This window comes from Streptomyces vastus (genome assembly GCF_039532825.1).
Lineage (GTDB): Bacteria > Actinomycetota > Actinomycetes > Streptomycetales > Streptomycetaceae > Streptomyces > Streptomyces vastus.
In genome coordinates, this window is sequence record NZ_BAAASJ010000024.1 from 1 (window position 1) to 14,512 (window position 14,512).

General features: G+C 68.8%; 16 protein-coding genes and 2 pseudogenes. 10 read left to right on the forward strand and 8 right to left on the reverse strand.

Annotation, left to right across the window (positions count from 1 at the left end):
- Positions 1-85 precede the first annotated feature (85 nt).
- Complete coding sequence (locus ABD357_RS11235) at positions 86-958, reverse strand: extracellular solute-binding protein (protein WP_344389461.1); 873 nt, start codon at positions 956-958, stop codon at positions 86-88.
- 268 nt (positions 959-1,226) lie between these two features.
- Between ABD357_RS11235 and ABD357_RS11240 the strand changes: the two genes are divergently transcribed.
- Entirely contained in the window at positions 1,227-2,006 is a 780-nt protein-coding gene (locus ABD357_RS11240; RefSeq protein ID WP_344389463.1) for a FadR/GntR family transcriptional regulator, read from the forward strand.
- Between the two features lie 49 nt (positions 2,007-2,055).
- On the opposite strand, the gene ABD357_RS11245 is transcribed toward ABD357_RS11240, so the two are convergent.
- On the reverse strand, positions 2,056-3,264 hold the full coding sequence (locus ABD357_RS11245) for a mandelate racemase/muconate lactonizing enzyme family protein (protein WP_344389465.1): 1,209 nt from the start codon (positions 3,262-3,264) through the stop codon (positions 2,056-2,058).
- A gap of 183 nt (positions 3,265-3,447) precedes the next feature.
- Here ABD357_RS11245 and ABD357_RS11250 point away from each other — a divergent pair, with 183 nt between their 5' ends.
- Positions 3,448-4,209, forward strand: a complete 762-nt coding sequence (locus ABD357_RS11250) for an SDR family NAD(P)-dependent oxidoreductase (RefSeq protein WP_344389466.1) — start codon at positions 3,448-3,450, stop codon at positions 4,207-4,209.
- An 85-nt stretch (positions 4,210-4,294) separates the two neighbouring features.
- On the opposite strand, the gene ABD357_RS11255 is transcribed toward ABD357_RS11250, so the two are convergent.
- The 3 genes and pseudogenes from ABD357_RS11255 to ABD357_RS11265 all read right to left on the reverse strand — a co-directional run bounded on the left by ABD357_RS11255 (position 4,295) and on the right by ABD357_RS11265 (position 5,313).
- Positions 4,295-4,375 (reverse strand): hypothetical protein, encoded by an 81-nt coding sequence (locus ABD357_RS11255; protein WP_344389553.1) that lies wholly within the window; start codon positions 4,373-4,375, stop codon positions 4,295-4,297.
- Between the two features lie 68 nt (positions 4,376-4,443).
- A pseudogene (locus tag ABD357_RS11260) lies at positions 4,444-4,710 on the reverse strand (SgcJ/EcaC family oxidoreductase); the annotation flags it as partial.
- 150 nt (positions 4,711-4,860) lie between these two features.
- Positions 4,861-5,313 (reverse strand): MarR family winged helix-turn-helix transcriptional regulator, encoded by a 453-nt coding sequence (locus ABD357_RS11265; protein WP_344389468.1) that lies wholly within the window; start codon positions 5,311-5,313, stop codon positions 4,861-4,863.
- A 137-nt stretch (positions 5,314-5,450) separates the two neighbouring features.
- Between ABD357_RS11265 and ABD357_RS11270 the strand changes: the two genes are divergently transcribed.
- The 6 genes from ABD357_RS11270 to urtE all read left to right on the forward strand — a co-directional run bounded on the left by ABD357_RS11270 (position 5,451) and on the right by urtE (position 11,645).
- The gene (locus ABD357_RS11270) at positions 5,451-6,572 is read left to right on the forward strand and encodes a substrate-binding domain-containing protein (protein ID WP_344389470.1); all 1,122 of its coding nucleotides are present in this window, start codon (positions 5,451-5,453) and stop codon (positions 6,570-6,572) included.
- Between the two features lie 222 nt (positions 6,573-6,794).
- On the forward strand, positions 6,795-8,051 hold the full coding sequence (urtA, locus tag ABD357_RS11275) for an urea ABC transporter substrate-binding protein (protein ID WP_344389472.1): 1,257 nt from the start codon (positions 6,795-6,797) through the stop codon (positions 8,049-8,051).
- A 99-nt stretch (positions 8,052-8,150) separates the two neighbouring features.
- On the forward strand, positions 8,151-9,047 hold the full coding sequence (gene urtB / locus ABD357_RS11280) for an urea ABC transporter permease subunit UrtB (RefSeq protein ID WP_344389473.1): 897 nt from the start codon (positions 8,151-8,153) through the stop codon (positions 9,045-9,047).
- Positions 9,048-9,076: 29 nt separating this feature from the next.
- Entirely contained in the window at positions 9,077-10,171 is a 1,095-nt protein-coding gene (gene urtC / locus ABD357_RS11285; protein WP_344389555.1) for an urea ABC transporter permease subunit UrtC, read from the forward strand.
- Entirely contained in the window at positions 10,168-10,953 is a 786-nt protein-coding gene (gene urtD, locus ABD357_RS11290; RefSeq protein WP_344389474.1) for an urea ABC transporter ATP-binding protein UrtD, read from the forward strand. The genes urtC and urtD overlap by 4 nt, the downstream gene beginning before the upstream one ends.
- The gene (gene urtE, locus ABD357_RS11295; RefSeq protein ID WP_344389476.1) at positions 10,953-11,645 is read left to right on the forward strand and encodes an urea ABC transporter ATP-binding subunit UrtE; all 693 of its coding nucleotides are present in this window, start codon (positions 10,953-10,955) and stop codon (positions 11,643-11,645) included. The genes urtD and urtE overlap by 1 nt, the downstream gene beginning before the upstream one ends.
- Here the strand turns inward: urtE and ABD357_RS11300 are convergent.
- Positions 11,635-12,123, reverse strand: a pseudogene (locus ABD357_RS11300) (DUF6596 domain-containing protein); the annotation flags it as partial. The gene urtE and the pseudogene ABD357_RS11300 sit on opposite strands and share 11 nt — an antisense overlap.
- Complete coding sequence (locus ABD357_RS11305) at positions 12,051-12,350, reverse strand: YciI family protein (protein ID WP_344389557.1); 300 nt, start codon at positions 12,348-12,350, stop codon at positions 12,051-12,053. The gene ABD357_RS11305 and the pseudogene ABD357_RS11300, both read right to left, overlap by 73 nt.
- 97 nt (positions 12,351-12,447) lie before the next feature.
- Between ABD357_RS11305 and ABD357_RS11310 the strand changes: the two genes are divergently transcribed.
- Positions 12,448-13,500 carry an acyl-CoA dehydrogenase family protein gene (locus ABD357_RS11310; RefSeq protein ID WP_344389478.1) on the forward strand — a complete coding sequence of 351 codons (1,053 nt, stop codon included), beginning with the start codon at positions 12,448-12,450 and terminating at the stop codon, positions 13,498-13,500.
- Here ABD357_RS11310 and ABD357_RS11315 read toward each other — a convergent pair.
- Complete coding sequence (locus ABD357_RS11315) at positions 13,484-13,900, reverse strand: NlpC/P60 family protein (protein WP_344389480.1); 417 nt, start codon at positions 13,898-13,900, stop codon at positions 13,484-13,486. The two genes, ABD357_RS11310 and ABD357_RS11315, sit on opposite strands and share 17 nt — an antisense overlap.
- A 132-nt stretch (positions 13,901-14,032) precedes the next feature.
- Between ABD357_RS11315 and ABD357_RS11320 the strand changes: the two genes are divergently transcribed.
- Positions 14,033-14,485, forward strand: a complete 453-nt coding sequence (locus tag ABD357_RS11320; protein WP_344389482.1) for an SPW repeat protein — start codon at positions 14,033-14,035, stop codon at positions 14,483-14,485.
- Positions 14,486-14,512: the final 27 nt, after the last annotated feature.

Genomic DNA, 14,512 nt, shown 5'->3' on the forward strand with positions numbered 1-14,512 from the left:
CTGGTGGCACGGCCGCCCCCTCGACCGCACCAATCATTGCCACCTCGCCAGACTCCAACTACGCCTCGTCGCATGACAATTGGAATTAACCACCAAGATCGGTGGGCGTGCCCTTGGCGGTGGAGAAGACGAACGGCCAGTTGATCGCGAACGCCGCCTGGCCGGAGTTGAAGGCCTGCTGGACCTCGCCCTCCTTCCAGCCGGTGACGGCGCTCGGCGAGATCTTGTACTTGCGGATCGCGTCATCCATGAACTGCATGGCCTGCTGGTTCTGCGGGGTGTCGAGGTTCTCGGGGTCGAGCTTGCTGCCGAAGCCTCCCGCCATCGCCATGAACGCGGTGATCACGCCTTCGTACTTGGCGCCCTCGAAGGCCAGTCCGTACTTGAGCTTCGGGTCGTCCTTCATCGCCTGCTGGGCGGCGGTGACGAGTTCGTCAGGGGTCGTCGGAGGCGTTTTGACCAGGTCCGTGCGGTAGAAGAGCCCCTCGGTGTTGACGAACCAGGGCACCGCGTACGTCTTGCCCTCGTACTCGCCCGCGGTCAGCGACGTGGGCATGAAGCGAGAGGTGTCGGCCTTCACCTTTGCCAGGTCCAGCAGCCAGCCGGATTTGGCGAAGGCGGGGGCGTAGATGCCGTCCAGCTTGAAGACGTCCGGGGATCCGGAGCCGGCGACGAGCCGCTGCTGTATCTGCTGCTGGTACTGCGTGGCGTCGGTGGAGAGCACCTGCACGTTGACCTTGATCTTGGGGTTCGCCTTCTCGAACGCCTTGATCGCGGCTTCCGTGGCCTCGCCCTCGGGCCCCAGGCCGGTGAGGGCGACGGTGATCGTCTCCGTGCCGTCGGAGCTGGTCGTACCGCTTCCGCCACCGCAGGCAGCGACGAGGGAGACCGAAGCCGCGAGCGCGACTCCCGCCAGGCGTCGTCGCGGTGTCCGCCTTGGCGAAGTGGAGGCTCTCATGTCGTCCCACGACCTTTCTCGGAGCGCGGCGCAGTGTCGTCCCTGGGAGCGAGCGTGCGGTCTAACTGGTCTGACCGGTCTCCCCGCGGGCCACACCCTCCCATCGGGGTCAGAGGCCGTCAAGGCGCGATGCGCAACATATTTGACGGTGCGGGCGGCAGGCTCCGGAGTGCTCTGAGACCGTAACGAGGCCGATTCCGGCTCTGACCTCTTGGTCTTACCGGTCTATCCTGTTCAGGAGCGTCGCCCCGGAGAGGAACTGGACACCATGGCATCGGACTTCACGGCGAAGGCGGGCGCTCCGCCGCTGTATCCCAACCAGGATGCCGTGCTGGGCCGACTGGAGCGCCGGATACTGAGCGGGACGCTGAAGGTCGGCGACCGGCTGCCGTCCGAGCGGAGTCTGTGCACCGAGTACCACGTCAGCCGGCCGGTGATCCGGGAGGTGCTGCGAGGCCTGCAGGAGCGGGGCTACATCGAGATCCACCCCGGGCGCGGCTCGTTCGTACGGGCCGTGGGGGCGAGCGACCTGGCCCGGCCGCTGGTCCGCATGGCACAGCGCACCGGGGTCACACCGCGGGATCTGGTCACCGCGCGCACGATGCTGGAGTGCGAGGCGGCGGCGATGGCCGCGTCACGCGGCAGCGATGAGCAGATCGATCTCGTACGGCAGGCTCTGGAGGCCCATCAGGCGGCCCGCGACCTGACCTCCCTCGCACGCACCGACCTCGCCTTCCACGAAGCGGTGGCCCACGCCACCGGCAACCCGGTGATCGCTGTGATGTTCGGTTCCATCCGGACCCTGGTCTACGGGCTCATGCTGCGCAGTCTGAGCGACCGGGCGGTCCTGGAGGCGGGTGACCCCATGCACCAGACGATCTACGAGGGCATCGCACGCAGGGACGCCGAGGCGGCGCGAGCGGCGATGGCGGAGCATCTGCGGCTGGCACTGGACCTCTACGGAGAGGACCTGGACACGCCGCTGGACGACGTGCTGGCGCGGCGGGGCATCCAAGTCGCGCGGCTGGACGACGAGTTGGCGGGCTAACGCCTGTCCCGCGCCTGGCGGGCGAGCGGAGTCCGAGGGCTCGTCCCGGTCACCCGCCGGCGTCCAGCCGGGACACCCGGCGTGTGGTGCCCGGGGCTGCCAGGTGTTCCGCACGCAACGCGACTCCCAGCCCCGGTTCGGCCGTGGGCGCCACCCACCCGTCGACCGGCACGGGCAGCCCTTCGGCCATGAGCCCGTACCAACTGTGGTGGAAGGCGCGTACGGTCTCGGCGATCAGTCCGTTCGGCTGGCTCGCGATGAACTGGACGGTCGTCGCGAACGACACTGGCCCGGTGCAGTCGTGCGGCGCCACGGCCACACCGTACGTGTCGGCGAGTGCGGCCACCTTCTGCGCCTCGGTCAGCCCGCCCGTCCAGCTGATGTCGATGAGAGCCACGTCGATCGCACCGCTCTCCAGCAGCGGCTTGAACGCACGGCGGCCGGCCAGCGTCTCCCCCGTCGCGATCGGCACCGAGGTACGCCCGCGCAGGCTGCGGTAGCCGTCGATGCCGTCCGGCCGCAGCGGGTCCTCCACCCAGAACGGCTCGATGTCCTCCAGCGCGGTCAGGATCTCGACGGCTGCCTTGACGGACCACAGTCCGTGCAGTTCGACGAGGATGTCCATACGGTCCCCCGCGGCGCCCCGGATCTCCTCCAGCACTTTCATGCCCTGCCGGATGTCCGCCGGTGAGACATGCAGCCCGCCGGTCCGCTCGGCGGCGGAGTCGAAGGGCCAGACCTTCATCGCCGTGATCCCCTCCTCCAGCAGGGAGCGGGCCAGTTCGCCGGGACGGTGGAGGAAGGCCTCCAGGTCCTCGTAGCGGTCGGACTCCTCGGCCAACCCCCAGTTGGCCGAGGACTGACGCCCCTCGTCACGGATGTAGCCGGTGCCCGCGCAGGTGTTGTAGACCCGCAGGGACTCCCGCACCGGACCGCCCAGCAGCGCAGTGACCGGCAGCCCCGCGCGCTTGCCGAGCAGGTCCCAGAGCGCGATGTCCACCGCCCCGTTGCCGCGCGTCTCCGCCCCTGAGCCACCGAAGCCGACGTACGGGGCGAGCAGCCTGGCCACCTTTTCGGGAGCCGGATCCGCCAGCCCGAGCAGCACCGGGGCGACCGACTCATGGAGGTACGCCTCGACGGCCTCCGCTCCCCAGAAGGTCTCCCCCAGTCCGTGCAGGCCCTCGGACGTGTGGACGAGAACCTGGCAGACGTTGGGCTGGACTTCCGAGCGCACGGTTTCCAGGGCGGTGATGCGCATGATCGTCCTCCATCTGGTCATGCCGGTCTTACCAGTCAGCCTGGAGCCTGGCCGAGACTTCGCCCCGCGTCAAGCTCGCCTCTCGGTGCGGGAACCCCTCATACACCCCTTGACACATGGCGAGCGGGAGGGGAGAAAGGACACGAGCGGTCAGACCAGTATGACCGAAGAGAGGACACCGAGGTGCCCCAGGATCTTGGCGGCCGACGCGTCGCCATCACTGGCGGTGTCGGCGACATCGGCCTCGCCATCGGGTACGAACTCGCCTCCCGGGGCGCCGACGTCACACTGATCGACATCGTCGACGAGGCGGAGGCGTCCGCGCGTATCGCGGGGGTGGGCCAGGTCCCGGGCACCCTGAGCTACGACCTCGCGGACACCACGGACCCGGACGCCCTCACGGCCGCGCTGGCCCGCGTCGACGGCCTGGACACGGCGATCGGCAACGCGGGCATCGTCCGCTCCTCACCCTTCCTCAAGATCACGCCCGAGGACTGGCAGGCCCAGCTGGACGTCAACCTCACCGGCGTCTTCCATCTGACCCAGGCGGCGGCCCGTCAGATGGTCGCGGACGGCACCGAGGGCCGCATCATTCTCACCGGCTCCTGGATCGGCTCCGTACCGTGGCCCGAAACCGCCGCGTACTCCGTCTCCAAGGCCGGCCTCGCGATGCTCGCCCGTTCCGCCGCACTCGAACTGGCACCCCACCACATACGCGTCAACGTCCTCGCGCCGGGGATCGTCGACGCCGGTCTGGCCGCACGGCAGTACCGGGAGGAACCGCAGTACCGCGAGCGCGTCGACCGGGTGATCCCTCTGGGGGAGATGCAGACCACGCGACAGGTCGCCCAGGTCGCGGGATTCCTCTGTTCAGCGGCGGCCGACTACATCACGGGCACGGTACTGCCGGCAGACGGCGGCTGTTCGCTCGGGGCCGGCGGCTGACGCCCCGGGACGCGTGCCGGAAGTCGCTTCCCCAGCCCTACCACTCCCGGCACGCGCCCACCCGCCGAACGGCACGGCGCGGTGATCAGCTCGCGGGCGGCACCACCGAGGAGTGGTGGTTGACGATCAGCCACTTGCCGCCGCGCTTCTCGTACTTCCAGGACATTGATGACGCTTCTGACCTTCTCGCCCTTGGGCTTTCTTGAGCAGGAAGTGCTCGAAGTAGTCGGCGATCTCTTCATGGTTGGTGCGGATCTTCGGCGACGCGGTGGGCAGCAACACCGCGTCCGGGGCGTACCGCTCGGCGACCTTCTCGGCGTCGCCGGTCTGCAGGGCGGCGTTCCACTGGTCGAAGAGGGCGGCGATCTGCTTCTCGCCGGCCTTGGCCGCGGGGTTGTGCCGGGCGCCGGGCTCGTGTTCAGGGGAGGCGACGCTGATGCCGACGGTGACGGTGCCTGCGACGACAAGTCCCGCCAAGGTGTAATGGACGAGGCAACACACGTCCTACAAATGGGCATGAGCAGGCCAAAACACGAAGGGCGATCATGCGAACACGGCAGGCGGCGTGAGCGGCCGACGCCCGGTCGCCACCGCGTTCAAACGGGCTTGGGCCGGCCGGTCCGGCAGCGGTCCCCGCGTGAGCCTCGCGGCTCAGGCCGGCCGCGACTCCGTCTCCGCCGACGCGTCCAGCGTGGCCACCAGCCGCCGCAGCAGCGCCTCCAGCAACTCGTCGTCACCGTCGCTCAGTGCGGGCCACCGGTCGCGGACCGCGCGGTCGACGCGTCGCCAGTACGTCTCACCGCGTGGGGTGAGGTGGGCGAGGATGCGGCGTCGGTCGAGGGGGTCGACGCGGCGGTAGACGTGGTTCTGGTCGACGAGGTGGTCGACCAGCTTGGTGAGGGTCGGCGGCGGCAGGAAGGCCGCTTCGGCGACCGCCGTCATGGGGTGGCCTTCGCCGTCGGAGAGCAGGGAGAGGACACGCCAGGCGTCGAGTGAACAGCCGTGCTCCTCGAGGACCTCTTGGAGCCGGCGCGCGACCAGCCGCTCTGCCCGCGTCAAGAGATGCGTGAGGTCCTGAGACCGACGCGGAGGTGGGGTCGGCATCCTTCTCCTCGCTCCCGGGGGCCATGCCATCGTACAAGTCCCGTTCCGCGGAAGGATCTTCCCGCCTGCCGCCGCACGCTCCGACCGCACCACGAGAAACAGTGGAGTTCACCGGGCGTACCCGGAATCATGACCGCATGTTCCGGCCCGACGACCCCCATCCGCTCGACTGGTTCACCGGCACCGCCGACACATCAGTCATCAGTGTGGCCCTGGTGTTTCCCCTGCAGGGCGCCGCGGGCATCTTCGGGCCCACGTGCGAGCTGTGCGCGCAGCTCGCCGCGGAACAGGTCAACCGCTCGGGCGGCGTGCTCGGCAAGGAGTTGCGGCTGCTGCCGGTGGACGGCGGCGCCGAGCCGCACCGCATCGCCGAGGACGTCGAGGCACTGGTCGACCTCGGCATCGTGCAGGGTGTCACCGGATGGCACATCTCCTCCGTACGCCAGGTGCTGGCCCCGCGGATCGCCCACCGGGTGCCGTACGTCTACACGGCGCTGTACGAGGGCGGCGAGGACACCGCGGGCGTGTTCCTGACCAGCGAGACTCCCAACGACCAACTGCGGCCCGCTATACGCCTGTTGGCACGGGAGCACAGGGTTCGCCGCTGGTTCGTGGTCGGCAACGACTATGTGTGGCCTCGTCGTACGGCCCGGGCGGCGCACCGTTACGCGCTCGAGTCCGGCGGGAGCATCTGCGGGCAGGCCTATCTCCCGCTCGGCGCCAACGACTTCGACGGGGTGCTGCGCCGGATCGAGCGGTCGGAGGCGGACGCGGTGCTGATGCTGCTCGTAGGCAGCGACGCGGTCCGCTTCAACCGGGCGTTCGCCGCGTCCGGTCTTGACGCGCGCTGTGTGCGGCTGAGCACGCTCATGGACGAGAACATGCTGATGGCGAGCGGCCCGACAGCCACCGCCGGCCTCTACAGCACGGCCGGGTTCTTCGCCTCGCTGGCCAATCAGGACACGCTCGACTTCCACGGCCAGTACGCCCGGCGGTTCGGTGTCGAGGCGCCGGTCCTCGGCAGTCTCGGCGAATCGTGTTACGAAGGCGTGCTGTTGCTGGCGGCGCTCATCGAGCGGGCCGGCACCCTGGACGTCTCCGCGATCGGTGCGGCTGCGGACACCGTGTCGTACGAGGGCCCGCGCGGGCTGCTCCACCTGCGCGGCAGCCACGTACAGCAGCGGATCTATCTGGCGCGGGCGGACGGCGTGGACTTCGATGTCGTGGCCCAGCTGGATCTTCATGAATCCCGGTCTTGACATGCCCGCACCCTCGTGAAGATACTTCCCACAGGAAGTAACCAAAATGCCTCGAGCGAACTGTGAATTCATACACAGAATTCCGCCCGGGGCATTTTTTGTTTCCGTCGAGAGCTGGAAGATACAGCCGGGAAAGTCAAGTGAAACACCTCGGAAACGAGGTGACTTGATGCTGTGGACCGCACTTCACGAGCTTGTCCTTCATGGGACGAGGAGGTCCATTTGTCCAGCGGTTCCAGAATTTTCCGACGCCAGATAGTGGCGGGCGCGGCGGCGCTCGCGGCCGCTGTCGCGTTGTCCGCGTGCGGCGCCAAGACCGACGCGGGCGGCTCGTCCGACAAGGCGGCACAGGCGGACACGAGCGGAGACACCGTCAAGGTCGGCCTGCTCAACTCGCTGTCCGGCACGATGGCGATCAGCGAGGTCACCGTACGCGATTCGCTGAAGCTGGCGATCGACGAGATCAACGCCAAGGGTGGTGTGCTCGGCAAGAAGATCAAGCCGATCAGCGAGGACGGCGCCTCCGACTGGCCCACCTTCGCCGAAAAGGCGAGCAAACTCATCCGCGAGGACCGGGTCGTGGCCACCTTCGGCTGCTGGACCTCCGCGAGCCGCAAAGCCGTGAAACCCGTCTTTGAGAAGAACAAGTCCCTGCTGTTCTATCCCGTGCAGTATGAGGGACTTGAGGAATCCCCGTACATCTTCTACACGGGTGCCACCACCAACCAGCAGATCGTCCCGGCGCTCGACTACCTCAAGAGCCAGGGCAAGAAGTCGATTTACCTCGTCGGCAGCGACTATGTCTTCCCGCGGACCGCCAACAAGATCATCCAGGCGTACGCGAAGGCGAATGGCATGAAGGTGCTCGGCGAGGACTACGCGCCGCTGGGCTCCACGGAGTTCAGCACGATCGCCAACAAGGTGAAGGCGTCGAAGGCAGACGCGGTCTTCAACACCCTCAACGGCGACTCGAACGTGGCCTTCTTCAAGGAGTACAAGTCCGCGGGCCTGACGGCCGCGAGCATGCCGGTGGTCTCGGTGTCGATCGCCGAGGAAGAGGTCAAGTCGATCGGCGCGCAGTATCTGGCGGGCCAGTTGACGGCCTGGAACTACTACCAGACGACGGCGGGCGCGGCGAACACCGAGTTCGTGAAGGCGTACAAGGCCAAGTACGGCCAGGACAAGCCCACCAGCGACCCGATGGAGGCCGCGTACACCTCGGTCTATCTGTGGAAGGCGATGGTCGAGAAGGCCAAGTCGTTCGACCCGGAGAAGGTCAAGTCGGCCTCGGACGGCATCACCTTCGACGCTCCTGAGGGCAAGGTCACCATCGACGGTGCGACCCAGCACATCTACAAGACGGCCCGGATCGGCAAGATCGGCACGGATGGGCTGATCGAGCAGGTGTGGGACTCCGGCAAGGCGATCAAGCCGGACCCGTATCTGAAGGGCTACTCCTGGGCCTCCGGCCTTTCCTGACGATCCCTGACCAGTCGTCACGCGGGGTCCCCGCTTCGAGGAGTTGAAGACTTCGAAGCGGGTGTCCCCGTGCCCGCCGCCATCTCCCGGAGCCGCCGTATGACCGTGATCCTCGGTCAGACTTTCACCGGCATCAGCATCGGTGCCGTCCTGCTGCTCATCGCGCTCGGCCTCTCGCTCACGTTCGGCCAGATGAACGTCATCAACATGGCCCACGGCGAGTTCATCATGGCCGGCGCCTACACCACGTACGTCCTCCAGAAGTCCATCACCAGCGCAGGTCCGTCGCTGCTCGTCGCGCTGCCCGTCGCCTTCCTGGTGGCGGGAGCCCTCGGCGCGCTGCTGGAGTGGCTGCTGATCCGCCGTCTGTATCTGCGCCCGCTCGACACGCTGCTCGTCACCTGGGGTGTCTCGCTGATGCTCCAGCAGCTCGCCCGGGACATCTTCGGCGCGCCGAACGTGCAGACCCGCGCGCCCGACCTGCTCACCGGGAACATCACGCTCATCGGCGGCGACGATCCGCTCACGGTCGCCAACAGCCGCCTGTTCATCCTGGGGTTGGCGATCGCGGCGGTCGTCGCGTTGTCGCTGACCCTGCGGCTGACCCCGCTGGGCCGCCGGATCCGCGGCGTCGTACAGAACCGCGATCTTGCCGAGGTGTCCGGCATCTCCACCGAACGCGTGGACCGGACCGCGTTCTTCATCGGGTCCGGGCTCGCCGGAGTCGCCGGAGTCGCGCTGACGCTGGTCGGTCCGATCGGTCCCACGATGGGCACCAACATCATCATCGACGCCTTTCTGGTGATCGTGGTCGGCGGCATCGGGCAGCTCAAGGGCACCGTGATCGTCGCCTTCGTGCTGGGCGTCCTGCAGTCCGTCCTCGAGTACTCCACCACCGTCAGCGTCGCGAAGGTGCTCGTCCTCGTGGGCATCGTCGCGTTCCTCCAGTGGCGGCCCCAAGGGCTGTACACCCTGCGTACGAGGAGCCTCGTATGACCGACTCTCGTATGCCGCTTCGCACTCGTATGCCCCTTTTCAAGGGGCGCTCCGCGCGGGCCCGGGCCGGCTTCGCCGCAGCCGCCGTGGCTCTGTTCGCCCTCGCGCCGCTGGCACTCTCCGACTTCCGGCTCGGGCTGCTCGCCAAGTACCTGTGCACCGCGATGGTCGCCGTCGGCATCTGCCTCGCCTGGGGCCGCGGCGGACTGCTCACGCTCGGGCAGGGCGTCTTCTTCGGGCTCGGCGGCTACGCCATGGCGATGCACCTGAAGATCGCCGACGCCGGGCCCGGCAACCTCCCCGACTTCATGCAGCTGTACGGCACGGCCACCGAACTCCCGTGGTGGTGGCAGCCGTTCGCGAACCCCGTGTTCGCACTCGCCGCGACCGTACTGCTGCCGATGCTGGTCGCCGCGCTGCTCGGTTCGTTCATCTTCCGCCGCCGGGTCAAGGGCGCGTACTTCGCGATCCTCAGCCAGGCGCTCACCGCCGCCTTCGCGATCTGGCTCATCGGCCAGCAGGCCACCACCGGCGGCACCAACGGGCTCACCGACATCCAGGGCTTCTTCGGCTACGACCTCAACGACCCCGTCAACCAGCGGATGGTGTACTTCGTCATCGCCGCCGCCCTGCTGCTCCTGATCGCCCTCGCCCGGCAGCTGATCCACAGCCGGTACGGCGAACTCCTCGTCGCCGTACGGGACTCGGAGGAGCGGGTGCGCTTCCTCGGGTACGACCCGGCGAACGTGAAGCTCGTCGCGTACGTCGTCGCGGCCGGCATGGCCGGGCTCGCGGGCGCCCTGTTCGTGCCCGCGGTCGGCATCATCTCGCCCGCGATGATCGGGATCGTGCCGTCCATCGAGTTCGTCATCGGCGCGGCGGTCGGCGGCCGGGCGAGCCTGGCCGGCGCGGTACTGGGCGCGATCGGCGTCGCCTGGGCCAAGACGGCGCTGTCGGAGGAGTTCCCGGCGGCCTGGACGTACTTCCAGGGGCTGCTGTTCATCGTGGCCCTGGCGTTCCTGCCCGGCGGTCTCGCCTCGCTGGTGGGGATGGTACGGCGGCGCAGGGCGGCGCGTGCGAGTGAGAAACCGTCACCTGCCCTTCCTGTGGGAGAAGCAGCATGAGTGAGCTCTCAGGCCTTCGGATACGGCAACTGCGGGTGTCCTTCGACGGGTTCAAGGCCGTCGACGGCGTGGACCTGGACGTACAGCCCGGCGATCTGCGCTTCCTCATCGGGCCGAACGGCGCGGGCAAGACGACGCTCGTCGACGCCGTCACCGGCCTGGTGAAGGCGGACGGATCGGTGCTCTTCGGGGATGATGAGTTGCTCGGGCGCAGTGTCCACAGGATCGCCCGGTCGGGCATCGGCCGTACGTTCCAGACGGCCACGGTCTTCGAAGAGTTGACGGCCCTTCAGAACCTGGACATCGCGGCGGGCGCCGGACGGGGGGTGCTGACGATGCTGCGGCGCCGCAAGGGCGTTCCGGAATCCGTCGCACGGGCGCTGGAGACGGTGGGGCTCGCGGAGCTCGCCGACCATCCGGCCGGGACCCTCGCGCACGGGCAGAAACAGTGGCTGGAGATCGGCATGCTGCTCGTGCAGGACGTACGGCTGCTGCTGCTCGACGAACCGGTCGCCGGGATGAGCCATGACGAACGGCAGGCCACCGGCGAGCTGTTGGAGCGGATCAGCGAGGAGCGGACCGTGGTCGTCATCGAGCACGACATGGACTTCATGCGATCCTTCGCGCGCAGCGTCAGCGTGCTGCACGCGGGCAAGGTGCTGAGCGAGGGAACGGTGGCCGCGGTGCAGGCGGATCCCAAGGTGCAGGAGGTGTACCTCGGGCACGCCGCCGCCGGGGACGCACTCGATCCCGCGGCCCCGGCGGCCGTACAGGAGGCGTGATGCTGGAGATCGACAACGTCCACGTCGGCTACCACCGCAGCACCGTCCTGCACGGGGTCTCCGTCGAGGTCCCGAAGGACGGCGTGGCGGCCGTGCTCGGGCACAACGGCGCCGGCAAGAGCACCCTGCTGCGGGCTGCCGTCGGACTGCTCACCCCGTCGAACGGCGGGGTTCGCTTCGACGGCGAGGACGTCACGCGGCGCAAGCCGCATGAGCGTGTGGCGCGCGGCATGGCGTACGTACCGCAGGGTCAGCAGGCCTTCCCCCACCTGACGACCGCCGAGAACCTTCAGCTGGTGGCGGACGGACGCAAGCGCGGCAAGACGGCGATCGCGGAGGCGCTGGACCTGTTCCCGGCGCTGCGGGCACTGTCGAACCGGCGCGCGGGGCTGCTCTCGGGCGGTCAGCGGCAGCAGCTCGCCATCGCCCGGGCCCTGGTGACGGAGCCTCGTCTGCTGCTGCTCGACGAGCCGACCGAGGGCATCCAGCCGTCAGTCGTGGCCGAGATCGAGGAGACGATCCTCGCGCTGGCCGCCCGGGGCGGGCTCTCGGTGCTCCTGGTCGAGCAGCACGTGGGCTTCGCGATGCGGGCGGCGCAGCGGTACTTCGTCCTGGAGGCCGGTCGGGTCACCTCGTCCGGTGCGGGCGGCAAGGAGGCCGAGTCGGCGGTGCGGGAGGCGCTCAGCGTGTGAGTTCCCTCCGGCGACGGTCGAGGAACGCACGTTCCGCCGCGCTCTCGGTGAGCGCGATGGCCGCCTCGTACTCCCGCACGGCCTCCGTATCGCGGCCCAGGCGGCGCAGCAGGTCGGCGCGGACGGCGTGGAGGACGCGGTAGTCGTCGAGGTCGAGGGCGTCCACGAGGCCGAGGGCCTGCCGCGGGCCCTCGGTCTCGGCCACGGCGACGGCCCGGTTCAGGGCCACGACCGGGCTCGGGGCCAGAGCCAGGAGATGGTCGTAGAGGCGCCGGATCTGCTTCCAGTCCGTGGCGTCTGCGGTCGGAGCGTCACTGTGGACGGCCTGGATGGCGGCCTGAATCTGGTATGGGCCCGGTTGGTTCCGGCGCAGGCAGCGGCGGACGAGTTCCTGCCCCTCGGCGATCAGGTCGCGGTCCCAGCAGGCGCGGTCCTGCTCCGGCAGCGGCACCAGCACGCCGTCGTCGTCCCGCCGAGCATCTCCTTGCCCTCGGCATACGGACCGTCAGTGATCAGGACGTCGCCGTCGCGGGGCCGCAGCACGGTGGATGACTCCGGGCCGTGAAGTCCCCCGGCGAACACCCAGGCATCCGCCTCCCGCAGCTCCTGGTGGAAGACGTCGAGGTTCTTGCCGATCTCCTCGAGGACCTCGGGGGCGGGCGGGCCCCCGACCGGTTGCATCACGCTGAGCAGGTAGTACTTCATCACGGCCTCCTGGGCGTCGTGGTGTCCTTCCACCTCCTACACGAACGACACACCCCCGACTCGACACCCCGCGCTGCCCGACCGCGAGAATTTCTCCATGACGATCCCCACCACCGCGCCTCATCCCCTCGTCACCCGTGCCCGCAGGCTGGCGCGCGATCTCCTCGCCCCGCACGCCGAGCGGGTCGACCAGGAGACCCTGCCCGCGAGCCACATCGACGCGGTCAGGCGGTCGGGGCTGCTCGGAGTGGGCGCGCCGACGGAGTACGGCGGGGCGGGCGCGCCCGCCCCGGTGGCGCGGGAGATCGCGGAGATCCTGGCCGGGGCGTGCTGCTCCACGTGGTTCGTGCAGACCCAGCACCACACGCCCGTGAAGGTGCTCGCCACCCACGACTCACCCGTACGGGAGAAGCTGCTGCGCCCCCTGGCCACGGGCGAGCTGCTGGCGGGGATCGCGTACGCCCATGTCCGTGCCTTTCCCCGGATTCCCGTACGGGCCGTGCCCGAGCCCGGAGGCTGGCGGTTCGACGGCACCGTGCCCTGGTACACGGGCTGGGGGCTGAACGACGTGATGCTGCTCGCCGGCGTGACGGACACGGCCGAGGTGGTGTTCGCCTTCACCGAGGCACGCGAGCAGCCGGGGCTGCGCCCGTCGCCGCCGATGCGGCTCGCGGCCCTCACGGCTGCCCGCACGGTGTCCGTGGAGCTGGACGGCCTGCGGGTGCCGGAGGAGTCGGTCGCCCTGCGGGTGTCGTACGAGCGGTGGTCCGTGACCGACCGCGCGAAGACGGTGAACGCGTCACCGGCGGTGTTCGGCATCACCGAGGCGGCCCTGGCTCTGCTGGACGAGGACATCGCCGCCTCGCTGCGCACCCGCCTCGACGAGGTCCGCCGCCGGTCCTACACGCTGGCCGACCACCCGGTACCGCACGAGCACCTGGACGAACGACTGTCTCTGCGCACCCAGGCCCATGACGTGATGCGCACGGCCACCACAGCCGCGGTGGTGGCGGGAGGCGGGCGCGCGATGACCCTGACCAGCAAGGCCCAACGCCTGGCCAGGGAAGCGATGTTCCTGCTGGTTCAGGGCCAGACCGGCGAGTCGCGGGCGGCGCACCTTGCCTCGTTGACGTTCAGCGCATCCGCTTGAAGCCGAGCAGGGTCCGGTACCGCTCTCGTGCGGCGAACTCCGCCATGCTCCACACCGCGGGGCGCCCGACCTCGGCGCACAGGTGAAGGATCCGGCCCTCCCCCACGACGACCCCTACATGCGCACCCCACGATTCGTCGGTGGCGTTGAACAGGACGAGGTCCAGGGGCTGGGCGACCGCGACGCGGCGCGTCAGCCGGGTATCGGCCCACAGGTCGCTGGAGCGCCAGGCAGCGGGTTCCAGGCCGAATAGTTCGAGAACCGCGTACGCGAACAGCTGACAGTTGGCGCCGTCGGTGAGGCCCGGTCGGTCGCGTACCGCCGCGGATCCCGGGAACCGCGCACCGGCGTACGGGGTCGCCCACATGACCGAGGGTATCCGCGCGAGCACGTCAGCCACCGTTGCTTCCTCCCCTCCAGTCCCGCCGACCACTACACATAAAGAAAAAATAAGCGCAGAATGAATGTACGCGGCGCTTACCGCATACCACACCAGAGCGGTCGGGCCTGCAGAGAACAAAGGAGACGAGTCATGGCCGACGTCTCACGCACCAGAGGTGACATCACCACTCACCCAGACGTAGGCGAAATGCGGGATCGGTACGCCCGCATGCTTGGTGGTCGCGATGTGGCGCTCGTGGACGGACCGGTGTTCCTGCTCGGTCTGTACTGCGCCGCATCCCCGTGGATTCTCCACTTCACGACAAGCCAGCCCTCACTCGTGACGCACAACCTCATCATGGGCATCGCGATAGGCCTGCTGGCACTCGGTTTCACCAGAGCCCCGGAACGGATGTACGGCCTGAGCTGGGCGATGTCCGCCATAGGCGTGTGGCTGATCATCTCGCCGTGGGTCGTGGGCGAGAGCCCCGACGCGGGCGTCATCGTCAGCAACGTCATCATCGGCGGTCTCGCCGTGGTGCTGGGGGCCGTGTGCGCGGCCGCATCGGCGAAGAGCACACCGAAGGCGTACGAGCAGCGGTAGGAGGACGTCTGCACGGATGAGGGTGGT

Coding starts and splice junctions, on each gene's coding strand:
- ABD357_RS11235 (WP_344389461.1), bottom strand. CDS start 958: ATGAGAGCCTCCACTTCGCCAAGGCGGACACCGCGACGACGCCTGGCG.
- ABD357_RS11240 (WP_344389463.1), top strand. CDS start 1,227: ATGGCATCGGACTTCACGGCGAAGGCGGGCGCTCCGCCGCTGTATCCC.
- ABD357_RS11245 (WP_344389465.1), bottom strand. CDS start 3,264: ATGCGCATCACCGCCCTGGAAACCGTGCGCTCGGAAGTCCAGCCCAAC.
- ABD357_RS11255 (WP_344389553.1), bottom strand. CDS start 4,375: ATGTCCTGGAAGTACGAGAAGCGCGGCGGCAAGTGGCTGATCGTCAAC.
- ABD357_RS11265 (WP_344389468.1), bottom strand. CDS start 5,313: ATGCCGACCCCACCTCCGCGTCGGTCTCAGGACCTCACGCATCTCTTG.
- ABD357_RS11270 (WP_344389470.1), top strand. CDS start 5,451: ATGTTCCGGCCCGACGACCCCCATCCGCTCGACTGGTTCACCGGCACC.
- urtB (WP_344389473.1), top strand. CDS start 8,151: ATGACCGTGATCCTCGGTCAGACTTTCACCGGCATCAGCATCGGTGCC.
- urtC (WP_344389555.1), top strand. CDS start 9,077: ATGCCCCTTTTCAAGGGGCGCTCCGCGCGGGCCCGGGCCGGCTTCGCC.
- urtD (WP_344389474.1), top strand. CDS start 10,168: ATGAGTGAGCTCTCAGGCCTTCGGATACGGCAACTGCGGGTGTCCTTC.
- urtE (WP_344389476.1), top strand. CDS start 10,953: ATGCTGGAGATCGACAACGTCCACGTCGGCTACCACCGCAGCACCGTC.
- ABD357_RS11305 (WP_344389557.1), bottom strand. CDS start 12,350: ATGAAGTACTACCTGCTCAGCGTGATGCAACCGGTCGGGGGCCCGCCC.
- ABD357_RS11310 (WP_344389478.1), top strand. CDS start 12,448: ATGACGATCCCCACCACCGCGCCTCATCCCCTCGTCACCCGTGCCCGC.
- ABD357_RS11320 (WP_344389482.1), top strand. CDS start 14,033: ATGGCCGACGTCTCACGCACCAGAGGTGACATCACCACTCACCCAGAC.